Annotated in this window: 20 protein-coding genes and 1 pseudogene; 6 read left to right on the forward strand and 15 right to left on the reverse strand. The window is 69.7% G+C overall.

What is annotated here, in order from left to right:
- Positions 1–62 precede the first annotated feature (62 nt).
- The gene (locus tag QFZ82_RS12850) at positions 63–962 is read left to right on the forward strand and encodes a hypothetical protein (protein ID WP_307713295.1); all 900 of its coding nucleotides are present in this window, start codon (positions 63–65) and stop codon (positions 960–962) included.
- Positions 963–977: 15 nt separating this feature from the next.
- Here QFZ82_RS12850 and QFZ82_RS12855 read toward each other — a convergent pair whose 3' ends face one another.
- The 10 genes from QFZ82_RS12855 to QFZ82_RS12900 all read right to left on the reverse strand — a co-directional run bounded on the left by QFZ82_RS12855 (position 978) and on the right by QFZ82_RS12900 (position 12,496).
- Complete coding sequence (locus QFZ82_RS12855; RefSeq protein ID WP_307713296.1) at positions 978–1,262, reverse strand: hypothetical protein; 285 nt, start codon at positions 1,260–1,262, stop codon at positions 978–980.
- A 221-nt stretch (positions 1,263–1,483) separates the two neighbouring features.
- Positions 1,484–2,992, reverse strand: coding sequence for an Asp-tRNA(Asn)/Glu-tRNA(Gln) amidotransferase subunit GatB (gatB, locus tag QFZ82_RS12860; protein WP_307713297.1), 1,509 nt, complete (start codon positions 2,990–2,992; stop codon positions 1,484–1,486).
- 16 nt (positions 2,993–3,008) lie between these two features.
- Positions 3,009–3,242 carry a hypothetical protein gene (locus tag QFZ82_RS12865; protein ID WP_215185071.1) on the reverse strand — a complete coding sequence of 78 codons (234 nt, stop codon included), beginning with the start codon at positions 3,240–3,242 and terminating at the stop codon, positions 3,009–3,011.
- A gap of 127 nt (positions 3,243–3,369) precedes the next feature.
- A complete protein-coding gene (gene gatA, locus QFZ82_RS12870) occupies positions 3,370–4,881 on the reverse strand; it encodes an Asp-tRNA(Asn)/Glu-tRNA(Gln) amidotransferase subunit GatA (RefSeq protein ID WP_307713298.1) in 1,512 nt (503 codons plus the stop codon).
- A 4-nt stretch (positions 4,882–4,885) separates the two neighbouring features.
- The gene (gatC, locus tag QFZ82_RS12875) at positions 4,886–5,182 is read right to left on the reverse strand and encodes an Asp-tRNA(Asn)/Glu-tRNA(Gln) amidotransferase subunit GatC (protein WP_016642027.1); all 297 of its coding nucleotides are present in this window, start codon (positions 5,180–5,182) and stop codon (positions 4,886–4,888) included.
- Positions 5,183–5,480: 298 nt separating this feature from the next.
- A complete protein-coding gene (locus QFZ82_RS12880) occupies positions 5,481–7,610 on the reverse strand; it encodes a bifunctional diguanylate cyclase/phosphodiesterase (protein WP_307713299.1) in 2,130 nt (709 codons plus the stop codon).
- A gap of 364 nt (positions 7,611–7,974) precedes the next feature.
- Positions 7,975–10,158 (reverse strand): NAD-dependent DNA ligase LigA, encoded by a 2,184-nt coding sequence (gene ligA / locus QFZ82_RS12885; protein WP_307713300.1) that lies wholly within the window; start codon positions 10,156–10,158, stop codon positions 7,975–7,977.
- A gap of 30 nt (positions 10,159–10,188) precedes the next feature.
- Complete coding sequence (locus QFZ82_RS12890; protein ID WP_307713301.1) at positions 10,189–11,202, reverse strand: methionine synthase; 1,014 nt, start codon at positions 11,200–11,202, stop codon at positions 10,189–10,191.
- Between the two features lie 48 nt (positions 11,203–11,250).
- Positions 11,251–11,949 (reverse strand): SDR family oxidoreductase, encoded by a 699-nt coding sequence (locus tag QFZ82_RS12895; protein WP_307713302.1) that lies wholly within the window; start codon positions 11,947–11,949, stop codon positions 11,251–11,253.
- Positions 11,950–11,956: 7 nt separating this feature from the next.
- On the reverse strand, positions 11,957–12,496 hold the full coding sequence (locus tag QFZ82_RS12900; RefSeq protein WP_307713303.1) for a TIGR00730 family Rossman fold protein: 540 nt from the start codon (positions 12,494–12,496) through the stop codon (positions 11,957–11,959).
- A gap of 87 nt (positions 12,497–12,583) precedes the next feature.
- Between QFZ82_RS12900 and QFZ82_RS39760 the strand changes: the two genes are divergently transcribed.
- The 4 genes from QFZ82_RS39760 to QFZ82_RS12920 all read left to right on the forward strand — a co-directional run bounded on the left by QFZ82_RS39760 (position 12,584) and on the right by QFZ82_RS12920 (position 14,001).
- Complete coding sequence (locus QFZ82_RS39760; protein WP_373429276.1) at positions 12,584–13,195, forward strand: alpha/beta fold hydrolase; 612 nt, start codon at positions 12,584–12,586, stop codon at positions 13,193–13,195.
- Positions 13,192–13,368, forward strand: a complete 177-nt coding sequence (locus tag QFZ82_RS39765; protein WP_373429277.1) for a hypothetical protein — start codon at positions 13,192–13,194, stop codon at positions 13,366–13,368. Before QFZ82_RS39760 ends, QFZ82_RS39765 begins: the two co-directional genes overlap by 4 nt.
- A gap of 91 nt (positions 13,369–13,459) precedes the next feature.
- On the forward strand, positions 13,460–13,747 hold the full coding sequence (locus tag QFZ82_RS12915; protein WP_307713306.1) for a type II toxin-antitoxin system Phd/YefM family antitoxin: 288 nt from the start codon (positions 13,460–13,462) through the stop codon (positions 13,745–13,747).
- Complete coding sequence (locus QFZ82_RS12920; protein ID WP_307713307.1) at positions 13,744–14,001, forward strand: Txe/YoeB family addiction module toxin; 258 nt, start codon at positions 13,744–13,746, stop codon at positions 13,999–14,001. Before QFZ82_RS12915 ends, QFZ82_RS12920 begins: the two co-directional genes overlap by 4 nt.
- A 192-nt stretch (positions 14,002–14,193) precedes the next feature.
- Here the strand turns inward: QFZ82_RS12920 and QFZ82_RS12925 are convergent, their stop codons facing one another.
- Entirely contained in the window at positions 14,194–14,862 is a 669-nt protein-coding gene (locus tag QFZ82_RS12925; RefSeq protein WP_307713308.1) for a hypothetical protein, read from the reverse strand.
- A gap of 131 nt (positions 14,863–14,993) precedes the next feature.
- On the opposite strand from QFZ82_RS12925, the pseudogene QFZ82_RS12930 reads away from it, so the two are divergent.
- A pseudogene (locus QFZ82_RS12930) lies at positions 14,994–15,289 on the forward strand (integrase core domain-containing protein); the annotation flags it as partial.
- 95 nt (positions 15,290–15,384) lie between these two features.
- Here QFZ82_RS12930 and QFZ82_RS12935 read toward each other — a convergent pair.
- The 4 genes from QFZ82_RS12935 to mycP form a co-directional block, all read right to left on the reverse strand.
- Complete coding sequence (locus QFZ82_RS12935) at positions 15,385–15,942, reverse strand: hypothetical protein (RefSeq protein WP_307713309.1); 558 nt, start codon at positions 15,940–15,942, stop codon at positions 15,385–15,387.
- A 142-nt stretch (positions 15,943–16,084) separates the two neighbouring features.
- On the reverse strand, positions 16,085–18,418 hold the full coding sequence (locus QFZ82_RS12940) for a hypothetical protein (RefSeq protein ID WP_307713310.1): 2,334 nt from the start codon (positions 18,416–18,418) through the stop codon (positions 16,085–16,087).
- Positions 18,419–18,435: 17 nt separating this feature from the next.
- Positions 18,436–18,867, reverse strand: a complete 432-nt coding sequence (locus tag QFZ82_RS12945) for a hypothetical protein (RefSeq protein WP_307717705.1) — start codon at positions 18,865–18,867, stop codon at positions 18,436–18,438.
- Positions 18,867–20,222 (reverse strand): type VII secretion-associated serine protease mycosin, encoded by a 1,356-nt coding sequence (gene mycP / locus QFZ82_RS12950; RefSeq protein WP_307713311.1) that lies wholly within the window; start codon positions 20,220–20,222, stop codon positions 18,867–18,869. Before mycP ends, QFZ82_RS12945 begins: the two co-directional genes overlap by 1 nt.
- Positions 20,223–20,581 lie beyond the last annotated feature (359 nt).

Below are 20,581 nucleotides of genomic sequence, written 5' to 3' on the forward strand. Positions count from 1 at the left end.
AAAATCGGCCTCGGTCGGCAAGACCGCCGGAATTGTCGTTGGGCCCTGGCACCATGGCCGACATGGACTACAGGGGGATCGATCAGACGGCACTGACGCCCGCGGACGCGGCGGAGTTCGCCCGCATGCTCCACGACGCGCCCGGCCCTCATCTGGGCCGCGCCCCCGTCCCGGTGCTCGTGCACGGCCCCGGCGCCCTGCTCGCCGAGCGCCGCGAGGCGTTCCGCGGGGTGTACGAGGCGATCACGGCCCGGATAGGTCAGCCGACGCTCTACGGCGGGTCGTCACAGGGGCCCAGCGTACGCTGGCGGGACGGCCACCGGCTGGTGCTCCTGGCGGGTGACCACCGGCAGGTGGGGCTGTCGGTTTACGAGACGGAGGCCCTGGAGGACGAGGAGCACCGCGCCTTCGAGTGGGGCGGGGCCTGGTCGGGCGACGAGCCGCACGGGCCCGACGTCCTGCCGTATGTATGGCAGTTGGACCGCAGCGGCCCGGGCGAGAGCCCCCTCGCGCGGCCCGGCGGCCGGCTCGCCCCGACCCTGGAGCACTTCCGGACCGGGCTCGAACTGCTCCTCGCGGCATGGGTGGAGCAGCTGCCCGTGCAGGTGGGCACCGACTGGGCCAGCTTCTGCGTGACGAGCTCCGCCGACCGCGGCCGCCGGATCCTCGTGTCGTACAGCATCGAGGACGGGCTGTACGCGTCGGTCGACGACCGCGACGGGGAGGACGGCGAGGAGCGGGCCCACCTGATGCTGGCCCGCGGCTGGCAGTCACGCGACCGGGGCTGGTGGCAGACGGAGTTCACCGAACCGGAGCGGGAACACGCGGCCGCGCTCGCCCACTTGGTGGTGGCCGAGCTGCGGGCCCGCGGCACGACGGAGCCGGAGGAGCTGCGGGCCCGGGACGTCAGTTGCAAGGACCGTGGCGAGATGTGGCTGCCCGGCCTCGGTATACGTCACTGACGCTCCCCGCTGCCCTCAGGCGCCGAGAAGCCCGCTGGCCGGGTCGAGCCGGCCCGTCAGCGGCTGGAGGTCGTTCGGCACGCCGGCGAGGCGGTTGAGCCCGGTGAGCTGCTCGGAGGGGGCGGGCAGCTCCTCGCGGTGCTCGGGTGCGACCGATTCGGTGGAGAGGGCGTCGAGCTCGTCCATCACCGAGAGGGACGTCGGGCCGTCGAGGGGAGCGGCGCTCGCGGCGGGTGCGGCGAGCGCGGAGGCGCCGGTGGCGAGGGCGAGGGCGGCGAGTACGCGGTGTGCGGTGGTCATGCCGTGAGCAACGCGGCGCGCAATCATGGGTCACGGCCCGGCCCGGCCGCTCACCCGTGCGGCACGGCTCCCACCGGGGCCCAGGACGGTGCCACGGCCACCGGGGCACAGGTGGCTCGCCGCCGGACCCGGCCCACGGCCGGGCCCGCGCCGCGGGTTGGCTCCGGACGTGCGGGGAGGGCGGCACGTCGTGCGTGCCGCCCTCCGACCGGACAGGTGCGTCAGCCCTCGACGCCCAGCTTCTCCAGGATCAGCTCCTTGACGCGCGCCGCGTCCGCCTGGCCGCGGGTCGTCTTCATGACCGCGCCCACCAGCGCGCCCACCGCCGCGACCTTGCCGCCGCGGATCTTGTCCGCGATCGCCGCGTTGCCCGCGATCGCCTCGTCGACGGCCGCGCCGAGCGCGCCCTCGTCCGAGACGACCTTCAGACCGCGCTTCTCGACGACCTGGTCCGGGTCGCCCTCGCCGGCGAGGACGCCCTCGATGACCTGGCGGGCCAGCTTGTCGTTGAGGTCACCGGCCGCGACCAGCGCCGTCACGCGGGCGACCTGCGCCGGCGTGATGGGGAGCGCGGACAGGTCCACACCCTGCTCGTTGGCGTTGCGCGCCAGCTCGCCCATCCACCACTTGCGCGCCGCGGCCGCGTCGGCGCCCGCGTCGGTCGTGGCGACGATCAGGTCGACCGCGCCCGCGTTGAGGATGGACTGCATGTCGTGCTCGGAGATGCCCCACTCCTCGCGCAGCCGGTTGCGGCGCACGCGCGGCAGCTCGGGGAGCCCGGCACGCAGTTCCTCGACCCACTCGCGGGCCGGGGCCACCGGCACGAGGTCCGGCTCGGGGAAGTAGCGGTAGTCCTCCGCCTCCTCCTTCACACGGCCCGACGTGGTGGAGCCGTCGTCCTCGTGGAAGTGGCGGGTCTCCTGGACGATCGTGCCGCCGGACGAGAGCACCGCGGCGTGCCGCTGGATCTCGTACCGGGCCGCACGCTCGACGCTGCGCAGCGAGTTGACGTTCTTCGTCTCGGAGCGCGTACCGAACGCGGACGAACCCTTCGGCATCAGCGAGAGGTTCACGTCGCACCGCATCTGGCCCATCTCCATGCGCGCCTCGGAGACGTCCAGCGCCCTGATGAGCTCGCGCAGCTCGCCGACGTACGCCTTGGCGACCTCGGGAGCGCGTTCACCGGCGCCGACGATCGGCTTGGTGACGATCTCGATCAGCGGAATGCCGGCGCGGTTGTAGTCGAGCAGGGAGTGGGACGCGCCGTGGATACGGCCCGTGGCACCGCCGACGTGCGTCGACTTGCCGGTGTCCTCCTCCATGTGCGCGCGCTCGATCTCGACGCGGAAGACCTCGCCGTCCTCCAGCTGGACGTCCAGATAGCCGTTGAAGGCGATCGGCTCGTCGTACTGGGAGGTCTGGAAGTTCTTCGGCATGTCCGGATAGAAGTAGTTCTTCCGGGCGAAGCGGCACCACTCGGCGATCTCGCAGTGCAGCGCGAGGCCGATCTTGACGGCCGACTCGACGGCGGTCGCGTTGACGACCGGCAGGGAGCCGGGCATGCCGAGGCAGGTGGGACAGGTCTGCGAGTTGGGCTCGGCGCCCAGCTCCGTGGAGCACCCGCAGAACATCTTGGTCTTGGTGCCGAGCTCGACATGGACCTCCAGGCCCATGACGGGGTCGTAGGACGCGAGGGCGTCCTCGTACGACACCAGTTCAGTGACGGTCACGATGAAACTTTCCCTCTCAGCCCAGCAGAACGTCGTCGTCGCCGAGCCGCTTCAGCTCGCGGTAGAGGATGGCCAGACCGGTGACGATGGCGGCGGCGGAAACGGCGGCGTCGACGAGCCGCAGGAGGTCACCGTCCTCGCGGGCCAGCTTGGCCTGCTTGGCGACGCTGATCGCACCGAAGGCGGTGGTGCCCAGCGACACGTACAGCCCGGTCTTGGACTTCTTGAAGTTCTTGGCCTTCTTTGCCATGGCACTCACAGCATGTCTCCGTTCTCCCCCAGAGCTGACGCCTGGGTGGGGCCCCCTTCTCCGCCCACGCGGCGCAGAGGTGCGGGCATCGTCGCTGCCTGCGGCCCGGCGGCCGCGCGTGCGTCGCTCACAGTGAAGGAGCCTCCTCCAGCAGCGGGTGACCCCAGCGTTCCACGAAAGCGGCCTCGACGGCGGCACCGACCTTGTACAGCCGGTCGTCCTTCATGGCGGGGGCGATGATCTGCAGGCCGACGGGCAGGCCGTCCTCCGGTGCGAGACCGCACGGCAGGGACATGGCCGCGTTGCCGGCCAGGTTGGTCGGAATGGTGCACAGGTCCGCGAGGTACATCGCCATCGGGTCGTCGGCGCGCTCGCCGATCGGGAAGGCCGTGGTCGGCGTCGTCGGGGAGACGATGACGTCGACGCTCTCGAACGCCTTCTCGAAGTCGCGCGTGATGAGCGTGCGGACCTTCTGCGCGGAGCCGTAGTACGCGTCGTAGTAGCCGGAGCTGAGCGCGTACGTGCCGAGCATGATGCGGCGCTTGACCTCGGGGCCGAAACCGGCCTCGCGGGTGAGCGCGGTGACGTCCTCCGCGGACTTCGTGCCGTCGTCGCCGACGCGCAGGCCGTAGCGCATCGCGTCGAAACGGGCGAGGTTCGAGGAGCACTCGGACGGCGCGATCAGGTAGTACGCGGCGAGTGCCAGGTCGAAGGACGGGCAGTCCAGCTCGACGATCTCGGCCCCGAGCTCCTTCAGCAGCTCGACGGACTCGTCGAAGCGCTGCAGGACACCGGCCTGGTAGCCCTCGCCGCGGAACTGCTTGACGATGCCGACGCGCATGCCCTGGACGGAGCCGTTGCGGGCGGCCTCGACGACCGGCGGGACCGGGGCGTCGATGGACGTCGAGTCGAGCGGGTCGTGACCGGCGATGACCTCGTGCAGCAGGGCCGCGTCCAGGACCGTACGGGCGCAGGGGCCGCCCTGGTCGAGGGACGAGGAGAAGGCCACCATCCCGTAGCGGGACACGCCGCCGTAGGTCGGCTTGACGCCGACGGTCGCGGTGACGGCGGCGGGCTGACGGATCGATCCGCCGGTGTCCGTGCCGATGGCGAGCGGGGCCTGGAAGGCGGCCAGCGCGGCGGCCGAACCGCCGCCCGAGCCGCCCGGGATACGGGTCAGGTCCCAGGGGTTGCCCGTCGGGCCGTACGCGCTGTTCTCGGTCGAGGACCCCATGGCGAACTCGTCCATGTTGGTCTTGCCGAGGATGACGACGTCGGCGGCCTTGAGCTTCTTGGTCAGGGTCGCGTCGTACGGCGGGATCCAGCCCTCGAGGATCTTGGACCCGACGGTGGTCGGGATGCCCTCGGTGGTGAAGATGTCCTTGAGCGCGAGCGGCACGCCGGCGAGCGGGCCGAGCTTCTCGCCCCTGGCCCGCTTCTCGTCGACGGCGCGGGCCTGCGCGAGGGCGCCCTCGCGGTCGACGTACAGGAAGGCGTTGACCTTCTCGTCGACTGCGTCGATACGGGCCAGGTGGGCCTCGGTGACCTCGACGGCCGTGAGCTCGCCCGCGGCGATCTTCTCGGCGGTCTCGGCGGCGGTGAGCCTGATGCAGCTCTCGATCGTGTTCTTGGCCGTCATGTGATTAGTCCTCCCCCAGGATCTGCGGCACCTTGAAACGCTGCTGCTCCTGGGCCGGGGCGCCGGAGAGCGCCTGCTCGGGGGTGAGCGACGGACGGACCTCGTCCGCGCGCATGACGTTGGTCAGCGGCAGCGGGTGGGAGGTCGGGGGTACGTCTTGGTCGGCGACCTCGGAGACGCGGGCGACCGCGCCGATGATGTCGTCGAGCTGTCCGGCGAAGTGGTCGAGCTCTTCGTCCTTCAACTCGAGACGCGCCAGCCGGGCGAGGTGGGCGACCTCCTCGCGCGTGATGCCAGGCATGCAGCGATCCTCAGGGGTGAGTGTGATGGTTTTGGCCCAATCCTATGGGGCGGGGCGGGGTGACCGTGAAACGGTTTGCCTCCGGGACGCCCGGCCCCCGGCTCCCGGGTCCGCATCACGCCGCCGCTGACGCGTGGGCCCGGGGTGCGGGGCAGGGGCCGGCCGGGCGGGCCACGCCGCGCGACCCGGCCCCGTTCCCCTCGCCCCGCGCCCGCCCGCGCACCTGAGCCCCGGAAGAACAGCACCCCGCCGGGCCGGCCTCCGGGGACACCAGACCGCCACGTCGTGCGGCCCCGGCCTACGGGACCGCGTGGCCCGGTGTGCGGTTCGCGCCGTTCGGCGACGGGGGGCGTTCGCCCGCCGGCAGCGCCGGGCGGTGCCAGCCACGCTCGCCCCTGGCCAGCAGCCACGCCGTCGTCTCCTGGGGCGGCATCGCCGCCGCCACCAGCCACCCCTGCACCGCGTCGCAGCCCAGGTCCCGCAGCCGCTCCCACGTCTCGTCGTCCTCGACGCCCTCCGCGACGACGAGCAGGCCGAGCGAGTGGGCGAGGTCCACGGTGCACCGGACGATCTCCGCGTCCTCGGTGTCCACGGCGAGCCGCGCCACGAAGGACCGGTCGATCTTCAGCTCGCTGACCGGGAGCCGGCGCAGGTGCACCAGCGAGGAGTAGCCCGTGCCGAAGTCGTCGAGGGACATCTTCACGCCGTGGTCGGCGAGCCCGGCCAGCGTGTCGGCGGCCCGCTGCGGGTCCTCCAGGAGTACGTGCTCCGTTATCTCCAGCTGGAGGGCCGCCGGCGGGACCCCGTGCCGCGCGAGCCGCGCGGCGACCGCGCCGGCGAAGCCGGGGGTGTGGACGTCGCGGGGGGAGACGTTGACGGCGACAGGGACCGTGAGCCCCTGGGCCCGCCACTGCGCGACCTGCGCGAGCGCCGTCTCCAGGACGTACTCCGTCAGGTGGGGCATCAGGCCCGAGGACTCGGCGATGGCGATGAACTCGTCCGGCGGGACCCGCCCGCGCTCCGGGTGCACCCAGCGCACCAGGGCCTCCAGCCCCGAGACGTGCCCGTCGAAGCGGACCTTGGGCTGGTAGTGCAGCTCGACATCGCCCGCGTCCAGCGCCCGGCGCAGATCGCCGAGGAGGCCGAGCCGGTCGGGAGTGTTGCTGTCCCGCTTCGACTCGTACACCTCGACGCCCGTGCGGTCCCGCTTCGCCTGGTACATCGCGACGTCCGCGCGGCGCAGCAGTCCCTCGGCGTCGAGGGCGTGGTCGGGGAAGACGGCGAGTCCGGCGCTCGCCTCCAGCACGAGGGTGAGCCCGTCCAGGTCGAGCGGCGAGGACAGTTCGGCGACGAGATGACGGGCGACGCGCTGCGCGCTGGTCGTGGAGTCGGCCGTGGGCAGCAGGACGGCGAACTCGTCGCCGCCGAGCCGCGCCGCCTCGGCCCCGCGCGGCAGCGCGAGCCGCAGCCTCTCGGCGATCTGGAGCAACAGCCTGTCGCCCGCGAGATGGCCGAGGGTGTCGTTGACCGCCCGGAAGCGGTCGAGGTCGATGAGGACGAGGGCGGAGCGCGCGCCGGAGCTCTCGGCGTCCTCCAGCGCGGACCAGGTGCGCTCCAGCAGCCACTGACGGTTGGGCAGCCCGGTGAGCGGGTCGCGCAGTTGCTCCTCGGCCCGGGCCCTGGCGATCCACAGGGTGGAGTCGAGCGCGATCAGCGGTACGGCGAACAGCGGCAGGAGCACGGGCATGGCCACGGTGACGACGCTGATGAGCGGGGCGATGCCGACGAGGGCGAGGGCGACCAGGCCCTGCCGGAGCAGGGCGGTGCGGGCGACGGTGGGCAGTCCGCCGCCCTGCGGGGCGAGGACGTACCACAACAGGAGCCGGGTGACGGCGAGATAGGCGGTGGCGACGAGCATGACCTCGGGCGCCGCCTCGACTTCCCAGCCCAGCGGATCCCACGGCTCCTCGACGCTGGGGACGACTCCGAAGGCGGCGAGCGCGAGCGCCGCGGCGCCGATCCCCAGGATGTCGACGGCGCCGTGCAACAGGCCCTGGCGCCATCTGCCCCGGCACGCGGCGCCGACGAGGGCGACGACCGAGAGACTGACGAGCCCGGCGGGCACCCAGCCGAACAGCAGCAGGACGGCCAGGGTGAGCGCGGCCCCCGAGCCCGTCCCGCCCCACCAGCGGTCGCGGCCGAGTGCGACGAGATGGCCGACGATGATCCCGGTGAGCAGCGCGAGGGACCAGCCCTCGGTGGAACCGGGGAACAGGGCGTGTCCTTCGCGTACGGTGGTGACGACTCCGGTCACGAGCACGAGTGCGGCGCCCGCGACAACGGCCGCGGGCAGCCCGGGGGTCTGGCCCACCAGGGCCGCGAATGCACGCGGCCGTGGGGCCGGGGCGGCGCTCTCGGTCGGTTTCATTCCCGTCCCTCTCACAGCCGGCGGTGCCGATGCGGTCCTGTCCCGTCGATCCTGCCGGGCCTGATCGAACGGGACGGGGCCGGGCGATGGCTCCCGTTGTCATGCCACCACGACTGAAATCCCACCACGCAGCCGTGCACGACAGGCGCACATCTCAACAGTAGGCCGCAGGAGGCTCGGACGGGCAGCGCTCTACAGCTCTTGCCCGAATGCGACCCGACCATCCTTATCCATCTGGTATGCGCTGAACGGGTGACCTGTACTGGCCGTTCCACCGGCGCTCCACGCGTCGCTTTCCGGCCCTGTGCGCCCCTTCGGGGCTCCCCCGTGCGCCCCCGGGATGAACCGCCCATTTCCCTGCGTGTCATGCCTCTTCGGTCACAGCGGCCTCACGGGCCGCATCCGGGCCCTGCTCCAGCAGGACCGCGAAGCCCGCTTCGTCCAGCACGGGCACCTTCAGCTGCACGGCCTTGTCGTACTTCGACCCGGGGTTGTCACCGACCACCACGAAGCTGGTCTTCTTGGAAACGGAACCGGCCACTTTCGCACCGAGGCTCTGGAGCGCCTCTTTTGCGCCATCCCTCGTGTGGTGCTCCAGAGTGCCGGTGACGACGACCGTCAACCCCTCCAGCGGGCGCGGGCCTTCGTCCTCGCCGGTCGTCTCCGCCTCCAGCGGGACGCCCGCCGCACGCCACTTGCGCAGGATCTCGCGGTGCCAGTCCTCCGCGAACCACTCCTTGAGGGAGGCGGCGATGATCGGTCCCACGCCCTCGGTCGCCGCGAGCTCGGCCTCGGTGGCCTGCTCGATCCGCTCGATGGACGGGAACTCGCGGGCCAGGGCGGCGGCGGCGACCGGACCGACATGGCGGATGGACAGCCCGTTGAGGAAGCGGGCGAACGGGCGCCTCTTGGCGGCCTCGATGTTCTCCAGCATCGCCAGGGCGTTCTTCCTCGGGCCGCCCTCCTTGGTCGCGAAGACGGTGACGACCTTGTCCTCTCCCGTCTTCGGATCGCGCTTGGGCAGTCCGCTGTCCTGGTCGAGGACGTACGCCTTGATGGGCAGCAGTTGCTCCACCGTGAGGTCGAACAGGTCGCCCTCGTCCTTCAGCGGCGGGTCGGCAGGCTCCAGCGGACGCGTCAGCGCGGCGGCGGCCACCTTGCCGAAGGCCTCGATGTCCAGGCACTCGCGGCCGGCGAGGTAGAAAAGGCGCTCGCGCAACTGGGCCGGGCAGGAACGGGCGTTGGGACAGCGGATGTCGACGTCGCCCTCCTTCATGGCCCGCAGCGGCGTCCCGCACTCGGGGCACTCGGCCGGCATGACGAACGCGCGCTCGGTGCCGTCCCGCAGGTCCACGACGGGCCCGAGGATCTCCGGGATGACGTCGCCCGCCTTGCGCAGCACCACGGTGTCGCCGATGAGGACGCCCTTGGCCTTGACCACGTCCTGGTTGTGCAGGGTCGCGAACTCGACCTCGGAGCCGGCCACCGTGACCGGCTCCACCTGCGCGTACGGCGTGACCCGGCCGGTGCGGCCCACGCCCACGCGGATGTTGACCAGCTTGGTGTTGACCTCCTCCGGCGCGTACTTCCAGGCGATGGCCCAGCGCGGGGCGCGTGCGGTCGAGCCCAGCCTGCCCTGGAGCCGGATCTCGTCGAGCTTGACCACGACGCCGTCGATCTCGTGCTCCACGGAGTGGCGGTGCTCGCCGAAGTAGGCGATGAACTCCCGCACCTCGTCGAGGGAGCCCACGACCTTGTTGTGCCGGGCGACGGGCAGTCCCCATTCGCGCAGCAGGCCGTACGCCTCGGACAGCCGGTCGATGTCGAAGCCCTCGCGGGCCCCGATGCCGTGCACCACCATGTGGAGCGGCAGCTTGGCGGTGACCCTGGGGTCCTTCTGGCGCAGCGAACCCGAGGCGGAGTTGCGCGGGTTGGCGTACGGCTGTTCGCCCGCCGCCACACGGCGCTCGTTGAGCTCCTGGAACTTCTCCATCGGGAAGTAGACCTCGCCGCGGATCTCCACGAGGTCGGGGATGCGGTCGCCGCGCAGCCGCTCCGGGATCTCGGCGATGGTGCGCACGTTCGGTGTGATGTCCTCGCCGATGCGGCCGTCGCCCCGGGTCGCCGCGCGGGTGAGGCGGCCCTTCTCGTACGTGAGGTTGACCGCGAGGCCGTCGACCTTGAGCTCGCACAGGAAGTGGTAGCCGGGCGCGCCGACGTCGCGGGCGACGCGCTCGGCCCAGGCGGCCAGCCCGGCGTCGTCGAAGGCGTTGTCCAGGGAGAGCATGCGCTCGCGGTGCTCGACCTTGCTGAGCTCGGTCTCGTAGTCCCCGGAGACCTTCTGGGTCGGCGACTCGGGGGTGCGCAGTGCCGGGTACTCCTCCTCGATCGCCTCCAGCGCGCGCATGAGCCGGTCGAACTCGGCGTCGGAGACGATCGGGGCGTCCTTCACGTAGTACCGGAAGCGGTGCTCCTCGACCTGCTCGGCGAGTTGGGCATGCTGCTCCCGCACATCGGCGGGCAGTGCCGTCTGCTGTTCGCCAGCCACCGTTTCGTCCTTCCGTCTGCCGTGCACCCGTTACTCAGGGTTGTCCGCGAGTGATCTCGCGGCCCGGACGCAGTGGGCGAGCGCCGCGCGTGCGTACGCGGGGGACGCGCCTGCGAGGCCGCAGGAGGGGGTGATCACGACCGACTCGGAGAGACTCCCCGGATTCAGCCCCAGCCTGCGCCACAGTGTCCGTACACCCTTGACGATATCGGCGCCCACCGACAATCCGGCCGATGCGGTGTCGGTGGAGGGGACGACGCCCGCGAAGAGCTTGGTACCGCCTTCGACGGCCTCGCCGATCGTCTCCTCCTCACGCTCGGTGAGCAGGCCGAAATCGAACGAGACCCCGTGCGCCCCGGCGCGGCGCAGCAGCGCGAACGGCACCTCGGGGGCACACGAGTGCACGACCACCGGACCGTCCGTGACCGCGACGACGTCGCGCAGCGCGCTCTCGACGATCTGGCGGTCCACGGCGCGGTGGGTGCGGTAGCCGCTGGCCGTGCGGATCTGCCCGCGCAGCACGGCGGTCAGGGACGGCTCGTCGAGCTGGAGCACGACCTGCGCGCCGGGCACCCTGCGGCGGACGTCGGCCAGGTGGCCGCGCAGTCCCTCGGCGAGCGACGCGGCGAGGTCCCGGCAGGCGCCGGGGTCGCCCAGCGCGGCCTCGCCGCCGCGCAGTTCGAGGGACGCGGCGAGCGTCCAGGGGCCGACCGCCTGCACCTTGAGCGGGCCTTCGTACCCCTGCGTGAACTCCTCCAGCGCGTCCAGGTCCTCGCGCAGCCAGGAGTGCGCCCGGCGGGTGTCGCGGCCGGGCCGGTCGCTGACCCGCCAGCCGCTGGGCTCGACATGGGCGTACATCTCGACGAGCAGCCCGATGGTCCGCCCGATCATGTCGGCGCCGGGCCCGCGGGCGGGCAGCTCGGCGAGGTACGGGAAGTCCTCGCAGGACCCGGTGACGGTCCGCGCGCTCTCGCGGGCGTCCGAGCCGGGCATGGACCCGATGCCGGTCGCCGCTCCCCAGGTGAAGTCCTGTTTCTCGCTCACTCGGGAAGCGTACGTGGCCCGTGCGGCTCCGGCGCGGGCCCGGTCCCCTCAGCGGCCCGGCCGCACGGTCAGGTCGTTGATCTCGGCGTCGCGCGGCAGGTCGAGGGCCGTGAGGATCGTCGTGGCGACCGACTCGGGGTCGATCCAGCGCTCCGGGTCGTACTCCTTGCCCTCCTGGGCGTGGACCTTGGCCTGCATCGGGCTCGCGGTGCGGCCCGGGTACACCGAGGTCACCCGCACCCCGGCCGCGTGCTCCTCATGCCGCAGCGAGTCGGCCAGCGCCTTGAGGCCGTGCTTGGAGGCCGCGTAGGCGCCCCATTCGGCGTGGGCGTTCAGTCCGGCGCCGGAGTTGACGAAGACGACGTGGCCCCGGGCCACACGCAACTGGGGCAGGAAGAGGCGGGTCAGCTCGGCGGGCGCGATCAGGTTGACGTTCAGCTGGTGGCGCCACGTCTTGGGGGTCAGCTCGCCGACCGGGCCGAGGTCGACGATGCCGGCGCTGTGCAGCAGCGAGTCGATGCGGTCGGGCAGGGTCTGGTGGCCGAGCGCCCAGGAGATGCGGTCGGGCTCGGCCAGGTCGGCGACGAGGGTGCGGGCGCCGGGGTAGCGCGCCGCGAACTCCTTGGCGCGGCCCGCGTCCCGTGCCACGAGGACGAGTTCGTCGCCCCGCTCGTGCAGCCTGCGGGCGACCGCCGCGCCGATGCCGGATCCCGCGCCGGTGATCAGATGTGTAGCCATGCCCGCCATGCTCGCACTAGCGGACGCCGAGGCTCTCCTCCAGGTAGGCCATGGCGGCCACTCCGTCCTCGGCGAAGAACACCAGGTCGGTCAGGGGAAGCGGCAGGAACCCCTCGTCGTCCATCCGCTGGAACTGCTCCTTCAGCCCGTCGTAGAAACCGGCCGCGTTCAGCAGGACCACGGGCTTCGTGTGGTGGCCGTGCTTCTTGAGCTCCAGGATCTCGGTGGCCTCGTCCAGCGTCCCGGTGCCGCCGACCATGATGACGACCGCGTCGGACTTGGCCAGCAGCAGCGCCTTGCGCTCGGCGAGGTCCTTGGCGATGACCATCTCGTCGGCGGTGGCCCGCGCCTTGGACTGCAGGAACTCCACCGACACGCCGACCAGCCGGCCGCCCGCCTCCTCGACCCCGTCCGCGACGACCTTCATCAGCCCGACGTCGGAGCCGCCCCACACCAGGGTGTGGCCGCCCTTGCCGATGAGTTCGGCGAACTCGCGCGCGGGGCGGGTGTAGCGCTCGTCGAGCTCGGCGGCGGAGAGGAAGACGCAGATGTTCATGCGCCCACCGTACGGGCGCCCGGAAGGTCTCCGGAAATTATTTCGCCGCCACCGATGAGTTGCCCCCGGCGGCCCCGTCTGCCTCTCATGGAGAACTCGAGCAGGACGCTCAACGGGACCGAATCGGCGGACGGTACGCGCATCGTCTGCGAACAGCGCGGCGAGGGACCGGCGTTGGTCCTGGTCGGCGGGGCGCTGTGCACCGCCGCGTCGGACGCGTCGCTCACGGAGCTGCTCGCGGAGCGCTTCACCGTGTTCACCTACGACCGGCGCGGCCGGGGAAGCAGCGGTGACACCGCTCCGTACGCGGTGGAGCGGGAGGTCGAGGACCTCACCGCCGTGATCGCGCAGGCGGGCGGGAGCGCCCTGGTCCACGGCATGCCCTCGGGCGCCGCACTGGCGCTGCGGGCGGCGTCCGACGGGCTGCCGATCACCATGCTGTCGGTCTACGAGCCGCCGTTCGAGACGGACCCCGGGCTGCGGGAGGCGGGCCGGGGCTACGAGCCCGGATGCGCGCCCTGTCGGCCGAGGGCCGCCCGGGCGATGCGCTGGCGGAGTTCCTGGGCGCCGTGGGGATGCCGTCCGAGGCGCTGTCGGGCCTGCGGCAGCTGCCGGTCTGGGCGGACATGGAGGCGCTGGCGCACACGCTCGCGTACGACCACGAGGTGCTGGGGGACGGCAGCGTTCCGGCGGCGGTGACCGAGCGCGTGCTGGTCGTCGACGGCGGGTCGAGCCCTGCCGGGATGCGGGAGGCGGCACGCGCGGTCGCGGCGGCGCTCCCCCGCGGCCGGCACCGGACCCTGACGGGCCAGACGCACGAAGTGGCGCCGCACGTGCTGGCGCCGGCGCTGATCGACTTCTTCTTGAGGTAGGGCCGAGAGGCCGCGGCAATGACCACCGACCTCACAGAGTGGTACCGTAACGCTGTACCATACGCTTTCCCGGACCTATCTCGGAGCGGTCATGTCGATAACTGCCAGCGAGGCCCGCAAGCGCCTGTTCCCTCTCATCGAGGAAGTCAGCAACAACCGGACCACCGTGGAAATCGTCTCGAAGGCGGGCAGCGTCACTCTGGTCGCCACCGACGAGTACCGCTCCATGGAGGAGACCATCCACCTGTTGCGCTCCCCGGCCAACGCCGCCCGGCTGCTGGCCGCCGTTGCCGACATCCGTGAGGGCCGGGCGCTCATCGAGAAGCCCGTGGACGATCTCCACCGCCTCGCCGAGGAAAACGGGGCGAACGGCACGTGAGAAAGCTCGTCCTCCACCCCCAGGGCTGGGAAGACATGCAGCACTGGGCTTTCACCGACAAACGGATCTTCCGGCGCCTCGTCAAGGTCATCGACGACACCCTGCGCAACCCCTTCGAGGGCATCGGCAAACCGGAGCCGCTGAAGGGGGATCTGTCCGGTTTCTGGTCGCGGCGAATCGATGGCGAGCACCGACTGGTCTACGCGGTGACCTCTGACGAGATCATCGTCGCGCAGGCCCGCTACCACTATTAGTGGCTCCCATCTCCGCTTCCCTCACTCGGGGTAGGGCGGGGCGGCCATACTCTGTCTCGCACGACCACCCCGAATGCCTCAGCCTGAGGCGCCGGTTCCGTCGGCTCGAATCGGGTCACGACCTCGTGGGCGTACGCGACGGACGGGCCGTGGCCCCCTTCGGGGGGCGCCACCCCATCGGCATGAGTGCGGTTACGGAGCTTCGGTCAGTACCGGCTTCTGAGGCAGCCCGCCATTGCCCTCACACTTCAGCTCCTCGGCCACGGCGAGGGACGCGGCATGGACGACGGTCAGGCCGGCCTCACGGTGCTCCTTGGAGTCGTTGTTGAGGGCGGAACCGAGACTGAGGCGCCCCTGGATCCTGAGAGGGTTGTCCGCCGACGTTTCCAGGTCGGGGCTCGCGCAGGTGAAGTAGATCTCCGCCATAGCGGGTCCCGCAACAGCCTCTTTCCCCATCGCGTAGAACCGGGCACCAGCGGGCAGTTTCCCAGTCCCTACATCGGAAGGGTCATAGATCGAGAACGCAATTGACCCTTGATCCAGGGTCCGCGACCGCTTCGGCGCAAGCGGGCACAGCTCGGTGGCACTGCTCCAGGACCGACCGGACGCGAAAGCGTCCCGAAGGGCATCGGCAACCCGCTCGACGGCATCACGGCCAGCGCTTGCGTACGGTCCGGGACCAAGGATGCGCTCGACTGCTTCGGAGGCCCTCTTCTCCTGGAACGCGCCGCCACACACATCGGACGCAACCACGTAGGGCGGCGGATCGTCGGGCTCCTCGCCTCCGCAGGCCGCAGTCGCGGCCACCAGTAGCAGTGCCACGCCAACAGCAAAGGCCCTGCTCATCCATGCGAATCTCACGTGCCCTCTCCTTCTTCACCCGCGGCATGTCAGCCCGTCTCGGGGTCTGCTCCCTGCTGATCCTCACGGTCGTTACCGGTGCCGTAGCTGTACTCGGCCGGCACGTTGGTGACACGTGGCCGTCGGTAGTCGGCATCACGCGCATCGAGCGGGTCATGACCGACAACGCCAAGAACTACCGGCTTTCGCACGACTTCCAGATCGCCTGCCAAGCACTTGGCGCACGGTAGAAGTTCACCCGCCCGCACTGCCCGTGGACCAACGGAAAGGTCGAACGCTTTACCGAACCATGCAGACCGAATGGGCCTACCGGAAGGTCTTCACCAGCAACGCCCAACGCGCCCGAGCACTCGCGCCCTGGCTCGACTTCTACAACACTGGCCGCCGACACACCGCGCTCGGCGGCCAGCCACCGATCAGCCGGCTGTCACACCAAGGTCATGACCGAGTACACCTAGCCCGCGCGCGTCGGCGGGCGGCCTGCGGTTTCTGCACTCCTGCCGGGCCGACGTCTGGGCGGGTCTAATCGGCCTCGACCAGCACCGGTTTCTCAGGCAGCCCGCCCCTGTCCTCACACTCCAGTTCCTCGGCCACGGCGAGCGAGGCGGCATGCACGACAGTCAGCCCCGCCTCACGGTGCTCCTTCGAGTCCTCCTTGAGGTCGGACGCAAGGCTCAACCCGCCGAACACGCGCGCAGGGCGCTCGCTCGAGCCCTTCAGGCGATGGCTGACACACTCGAAGTAAAGCCTGGCTCCCCCCGGGCCCGCCTCGGCCTCCGTGCCCATACGGTAGGCCCGCTCGCCCTCGGCAAGCCCGCCCGTGCCGATGTCGCCCGGCGCGTAGATCGAGAATCTGAGTGATGCGTGCTCCCCGATCCCTGTGCCCTTCGGCTCCAGCGAGCACAGCCGAGTCGCACGGGTCCAGGAACGGCCGGATTCATATCCGTCACGAAGAGCATCAGCCACACGCTCGACGGCACCGCGGCCGGTGTTTCCGTACGGCCCGACACCCATAAGGCGTTCAACGGCGGCTGCAGCCCTCGCCCGGAACACGCCGTCGCACACCTCGGACGCAGCCACATAGCGAGGCGACTCCTGGGACTCCCCACCGCCACAGGCAGTGGTCCCGGCCCCCAGCAGCACCGCGCCGAGAACCGGGGCCCAACTCCTTCTCGTCCATACGGATCCCACGTGCCTTCTCCCTACTCTGCCCGCGACGTTCTCAGCCGGTTACGGGGTCGGCGCCCTGTTGGTTCTCACGATCATTTCCCTGGCCATACCCGATGATCATGGACTCCCTCAGGTCCTGGCCAAAATTACTGTTGAATTCGACGCCGTGGTACTGCATAAACTTCTTCCACGGAGCCTCAGCCATGGCCTCTCCCCCCGAGAACACCTTGGTCTTCTCTTCTCGGGTGAGATCCTCGAACTTCTGCTTGTTTTCGTCGATCGACTTGTCCGAGACGTCTCCGATGACCTGACCGAGGACCTGCCCGACTGCACCGCTCGCCGTGTCCGTAGCCAGCGGAATGAGCACGGCCGCGGCACCGACAGCGGCGGTTACCGGGAGGAAGGCGACACCTGCGGCAAGGGCGGTCGTAGCACCAAACTGGACCCAGCCGGCACGCTTCTGCACCTCCTTCTGATACTCCTCGTGGGTCTTCAGATTGGTCGCCTCGACCTGATCGGCGCGCGACTGGTCGAGCATTCCCTGCACCTCGGCTCCGGTGCCCACCGCGGAGCGGGCCCTGCCTGTGTCGATCTTCCCGTTCTCGTCGACCTGCGCCTCGAGCACGCTGGTCGTATAGATCTCATTGGCTTTGGAGACCGTGGCGTACGCGTCGGGGTGCTGGCCGAGCACGCTGAGAAGGTCCCGAGCCATGTCCCTGCCCAGGTCGACATGGCTCTCTTCGTTCCCGATCGGTGCGAAGACGCTTTCCCTTCTGCCTTCTTGAAGAGCCCAGTTGATATCGTCGATATAACCTGCAGTCATGTTGCCCAAGCTGTCCGAGAGCGCCTCGTGTCGCTTCAACAGACCGGCGTCGGGTGCGTACTTCTCGACCACCTGGTTCATGACTTTAGCCGTGTCCTCATCGCGAACCGGGTTCGGGTTCGGGTCGTCCCATGCGTACCCGAGCGCCGCCGCCTCCAGGGCATGTCCCAGTGCATCCGGCAGGTCGTTGAGTGATCCCTTGATTTCTTTGGGGTCGAGGGAATCGACATCGCCGAAGGACTTCCAGTCCTTGTCCGTGAAGAAGTCGAGATAACTCGCAAACGGCTTCCCGCCCTTATCCTTCCCCAGGTCGGCAGTAGCGCCCTTGTTGACCGTCCCGTCCTCGTTGTAGGCCGTCGGCGGATCCGTGAAGAAGTGCTTGGCCGCGCCCGGACTGTGTCCCAGGGCTTCCAGCATCGCGACAGTCGGATCGTAACCGGATCCGTTGACGCCGGAGGGGTTGAAGGGGTTCTTGAAGGGGCCGTTCACCATCTTGTTCTCGGCGAACATGTACGGGTCCTTGGCGTGCAGCTGCGCCACGTGCTCGGCGATCGGATTGAGGAACTTCGCGTCGTAGTTCCCGTACCGCATGATGCCGCCGAGCAGCTGGTAGCCGAAGGGGCCGTTGTAGTCGTGCTTGGCCAGCGGGATGCGCTCGGTGCCGAGCTTGCGCAGTTCCGGACCCCACTCGGCGGTGAAGGTCTTGTCGTGGGAGGCGGTGGCGAGGGTGAGGCCGAGATTCTTCTGCAGTGCCTGGACGTCCTTCAGGCGCTCCTTGTCGAGCTTTCCGTATTCGTAGGTGTCCATGGAGAGCTGCCCGAAGAAGGCCAGCGACTTCTCAGGTCCCAGCTTCTCGTAGAAGTTCTTCGAGAACTCCGGCGACTTGCTGTTGTCGTGCAGCAGTTCATTGAGCGCTTGGAGCTCGGTGTGCGTGATATCACGCCCCTTGGCCGCAAGAGCGGCGGCATGGGCGGCCTCTTCCTGGTCGAGGCTCTTGTACTTGGGTGCGGTGAAGTTGTGGTCGTCCGTCACGTTTGCCGCGAGGGCGCGCTTCAGCGACTCGTCGGCGTCGGAACAGTCATCGACGATCTGATCAATCTTCTTCTGCCAGGAGGCGACGGCTTCCTTCTGCTTTCGCACGGCTTCCTGGTACAGGGCGCGATCCGTGTCGTGGCGAGCCGCCTCGTCCTTCTCCACATCGTGCCGAGGTGTGACCTTGCCGTTGGCGTCCACATGGATGCCCGCGGCTGGACCCTCCTCGTCCCTGATCCTGACCAATGCGTCCTTGGCCGTCTTGAACGAGGTGTGCGCGTCATCGAGCAGCAGTTTGATGCCCTTGGCCTGTGCGGCGGCGTCGTCGAACTCCTTGGCTGTCTTGGCGATGAAGGGCCTGGTGACGTCGGAGTTGGCGCCCTGCCATTGGGCCTTGTCGGATTTCGCCTTCATGCCCTGCCGGGCGTCGTCGGCGAGCTTCTCCAACTTGGTCACCATGTCCGACCAGTCGTCCGCAGCTTCCTTCAGCTTGCCGACAGGCGCGTTGACGACTTCGTCGAATGTCAGCATGGCGTTCCCCCCACGGACTACTTGAAGTATTCGTTGATCTTGGACACAGAGAGGAGATTGCCGCCGATGTCTGCATCGTTCTTGGCATGGGTGGACTTGGTGTAGTCGAGGTGGTTCGAGATCCGAGCGCAGGCGTCCAGGAGCGTCCGCAGCTGCTTGTTCCAGCGATCGTGCACCTTCAGCAGCTCCGACCCGCTGGTGAAGCCGCCGTTGGTCAGGGCGATCGCTGCATTGAAGGTTGAAGGACGGGCGTGATCACCGTCCCGAGAGAGCCGACCGTAGAGCACGTAGGCTTCGTGCCCGACTGCTCCGAGGTCGTCTTTGTTCACCACTAGATCAGCCGGACCGCCGGAGGCTCCGGGGCCTTGATCAACTCGATTCAGTTGCATCTGTGCCGGTTGCCGCTCAGTAGCCTCGGTCTTGATCTGTTCCCACTCGTCCCAAGCCATCATGTGCCCCCGTTCGACCTGTTCCGGTTGTGTGGTGCGGTGTTAGGCGGGAGTGGCGGCTGCACGTCGTAGGGCTGCCCCACTCCGTACGGGTGCGGCGCGGCGGCGGCCGGTGTCGGTGGTGCTGTGCGGCGGCGGTTGCGGATCACCGGGATCGCGACCGTCGTGCCGAGGACGACAGCCGCACCGATGCCGGCGGCGATCCAGAGCGGAGTCGCGCTGCTGTCGTCGTCCGAGGCGACCGGCGCGGTCGACGGCCGGGCGTCGGCGTCCGAGGCCTTGGGGGACTCCGGGGACGGGGCCTTGGCGCCCTCGTATGTGAAGTCGGGGAGCGGGTACTTGTCCGCGGGGCCCGGGTTGCCCGGATTCTTCAGGGCGATCCGAGGGTGGACGACGCCGTAGCCGACCACGTCGTCCCGGCTGAGGCCCTTCTCGTTGCCGCTTGCGGTCTGCATCAGCACGCGGAGGACCTGGTTGTTGGTCCAGTCCGGGTGCCGGGACCAGATGAGGGCGGCGGAGGCGGAGGCGATGGCGGTGGCGGAACTTGTCCCGGTGCCGCTGCAGATCTGCGTTCCGCCTGCGCACGCGTTCACAATGTCCTTGGCCGGTGCGGCGAGGTCTACTTGTGGGCCGAACTGAGAGTTCTTGACGGGCTTGGCCTTCTGGTCGACTCCTGCCACACCCACGACGCCCGGAGTTGCCGCCGGATACTCGATTGCGTTCGTCACGTCACCGCTGTTGCCGGCCGCGGCGAAAATGAGCTTGTCCTTGCCGAGGGCGTACTTCACAGCAGCCGTAAGTTCCGGAGTGCTGACGTCTTTTCTTCTCGGCGTGTTCGCGCTCCCCATGGAGACGTTGATCACCTGGGCTTCGGAGTCAGCCGCAAACCGGATGGCCTTGACCAGATTCTCCGAGTAGCGAGTCTTCAAGCCAAAACCGCCGGTGGCATACGGCATCTTGATGGGGAGGATCTTCACTCCCGGCGCGAGCCCGTAGGACCCGTTGGTCTTGCCGCGAGCCCCCGTCGCAGCGATCAGTGCGGCCATGCTGGTGCCGTGGCCTTCCTGGTCCGTGTGTTCGTCGCCCTCCAGGCCGGAGTAGTCCACGCCGTCCAGAACTTGTCCCCGTAGGTCCGCGATGTTCTTGTCGACGCCGGAATCGATCACAGCGACCGTGATGCCACGCCCGGTGGTGGTCTCCCACATCTCCTCGGCATGCATCGCGTCCAGGTGCCACTGCTGCTCCCTGACGGTCTCCGCATGCGCCGGGACCGTCGCGATGCCCCACAGCAGCAGGCCCATGGCTGCCGACAGGGTATGGCGGAGCCTGGCGGGTCGCCTGCTGCTGGTGCGCATCTCGTACCTCTTACGGATTCCGTGGGTGATCACTCGATGACCGGGGGGACGACACGGCGGCCATTCTGCCTCCAGGTCTCTTCGTCCTCGGCGAGGTAGTCGGGCCGAATGCCGCCCTGCTCGTCGCGATGGCGTGCTGAGGAGTTCGAGGCCGGAGATGGCGCTGCCGCTCCTCCGCGGGCCGCTGCGGCACCTTGCACACCCGCCCCGGGAGTGGTTCCGGGTACGAGGCCGGAGCCGCCAGGCGTGAATGGGCGGGCACTGGGTCGGCCTGCCTGCTGAGGGCTGCCCCCAACAATTCCGCCCGCCTCGCTCGCATAGCGGCGCCCACCGGGTGCAACGCCCGATCGTGAGCCTCC

The organism is Streptomyces sp. V4I23, from assembly GCF_030817975.1.
Lineage (GTDB): Bacteria > Actinomycetota > Actinomycetes > Streptomycetales > Streptomycetaceae > Streptomyces.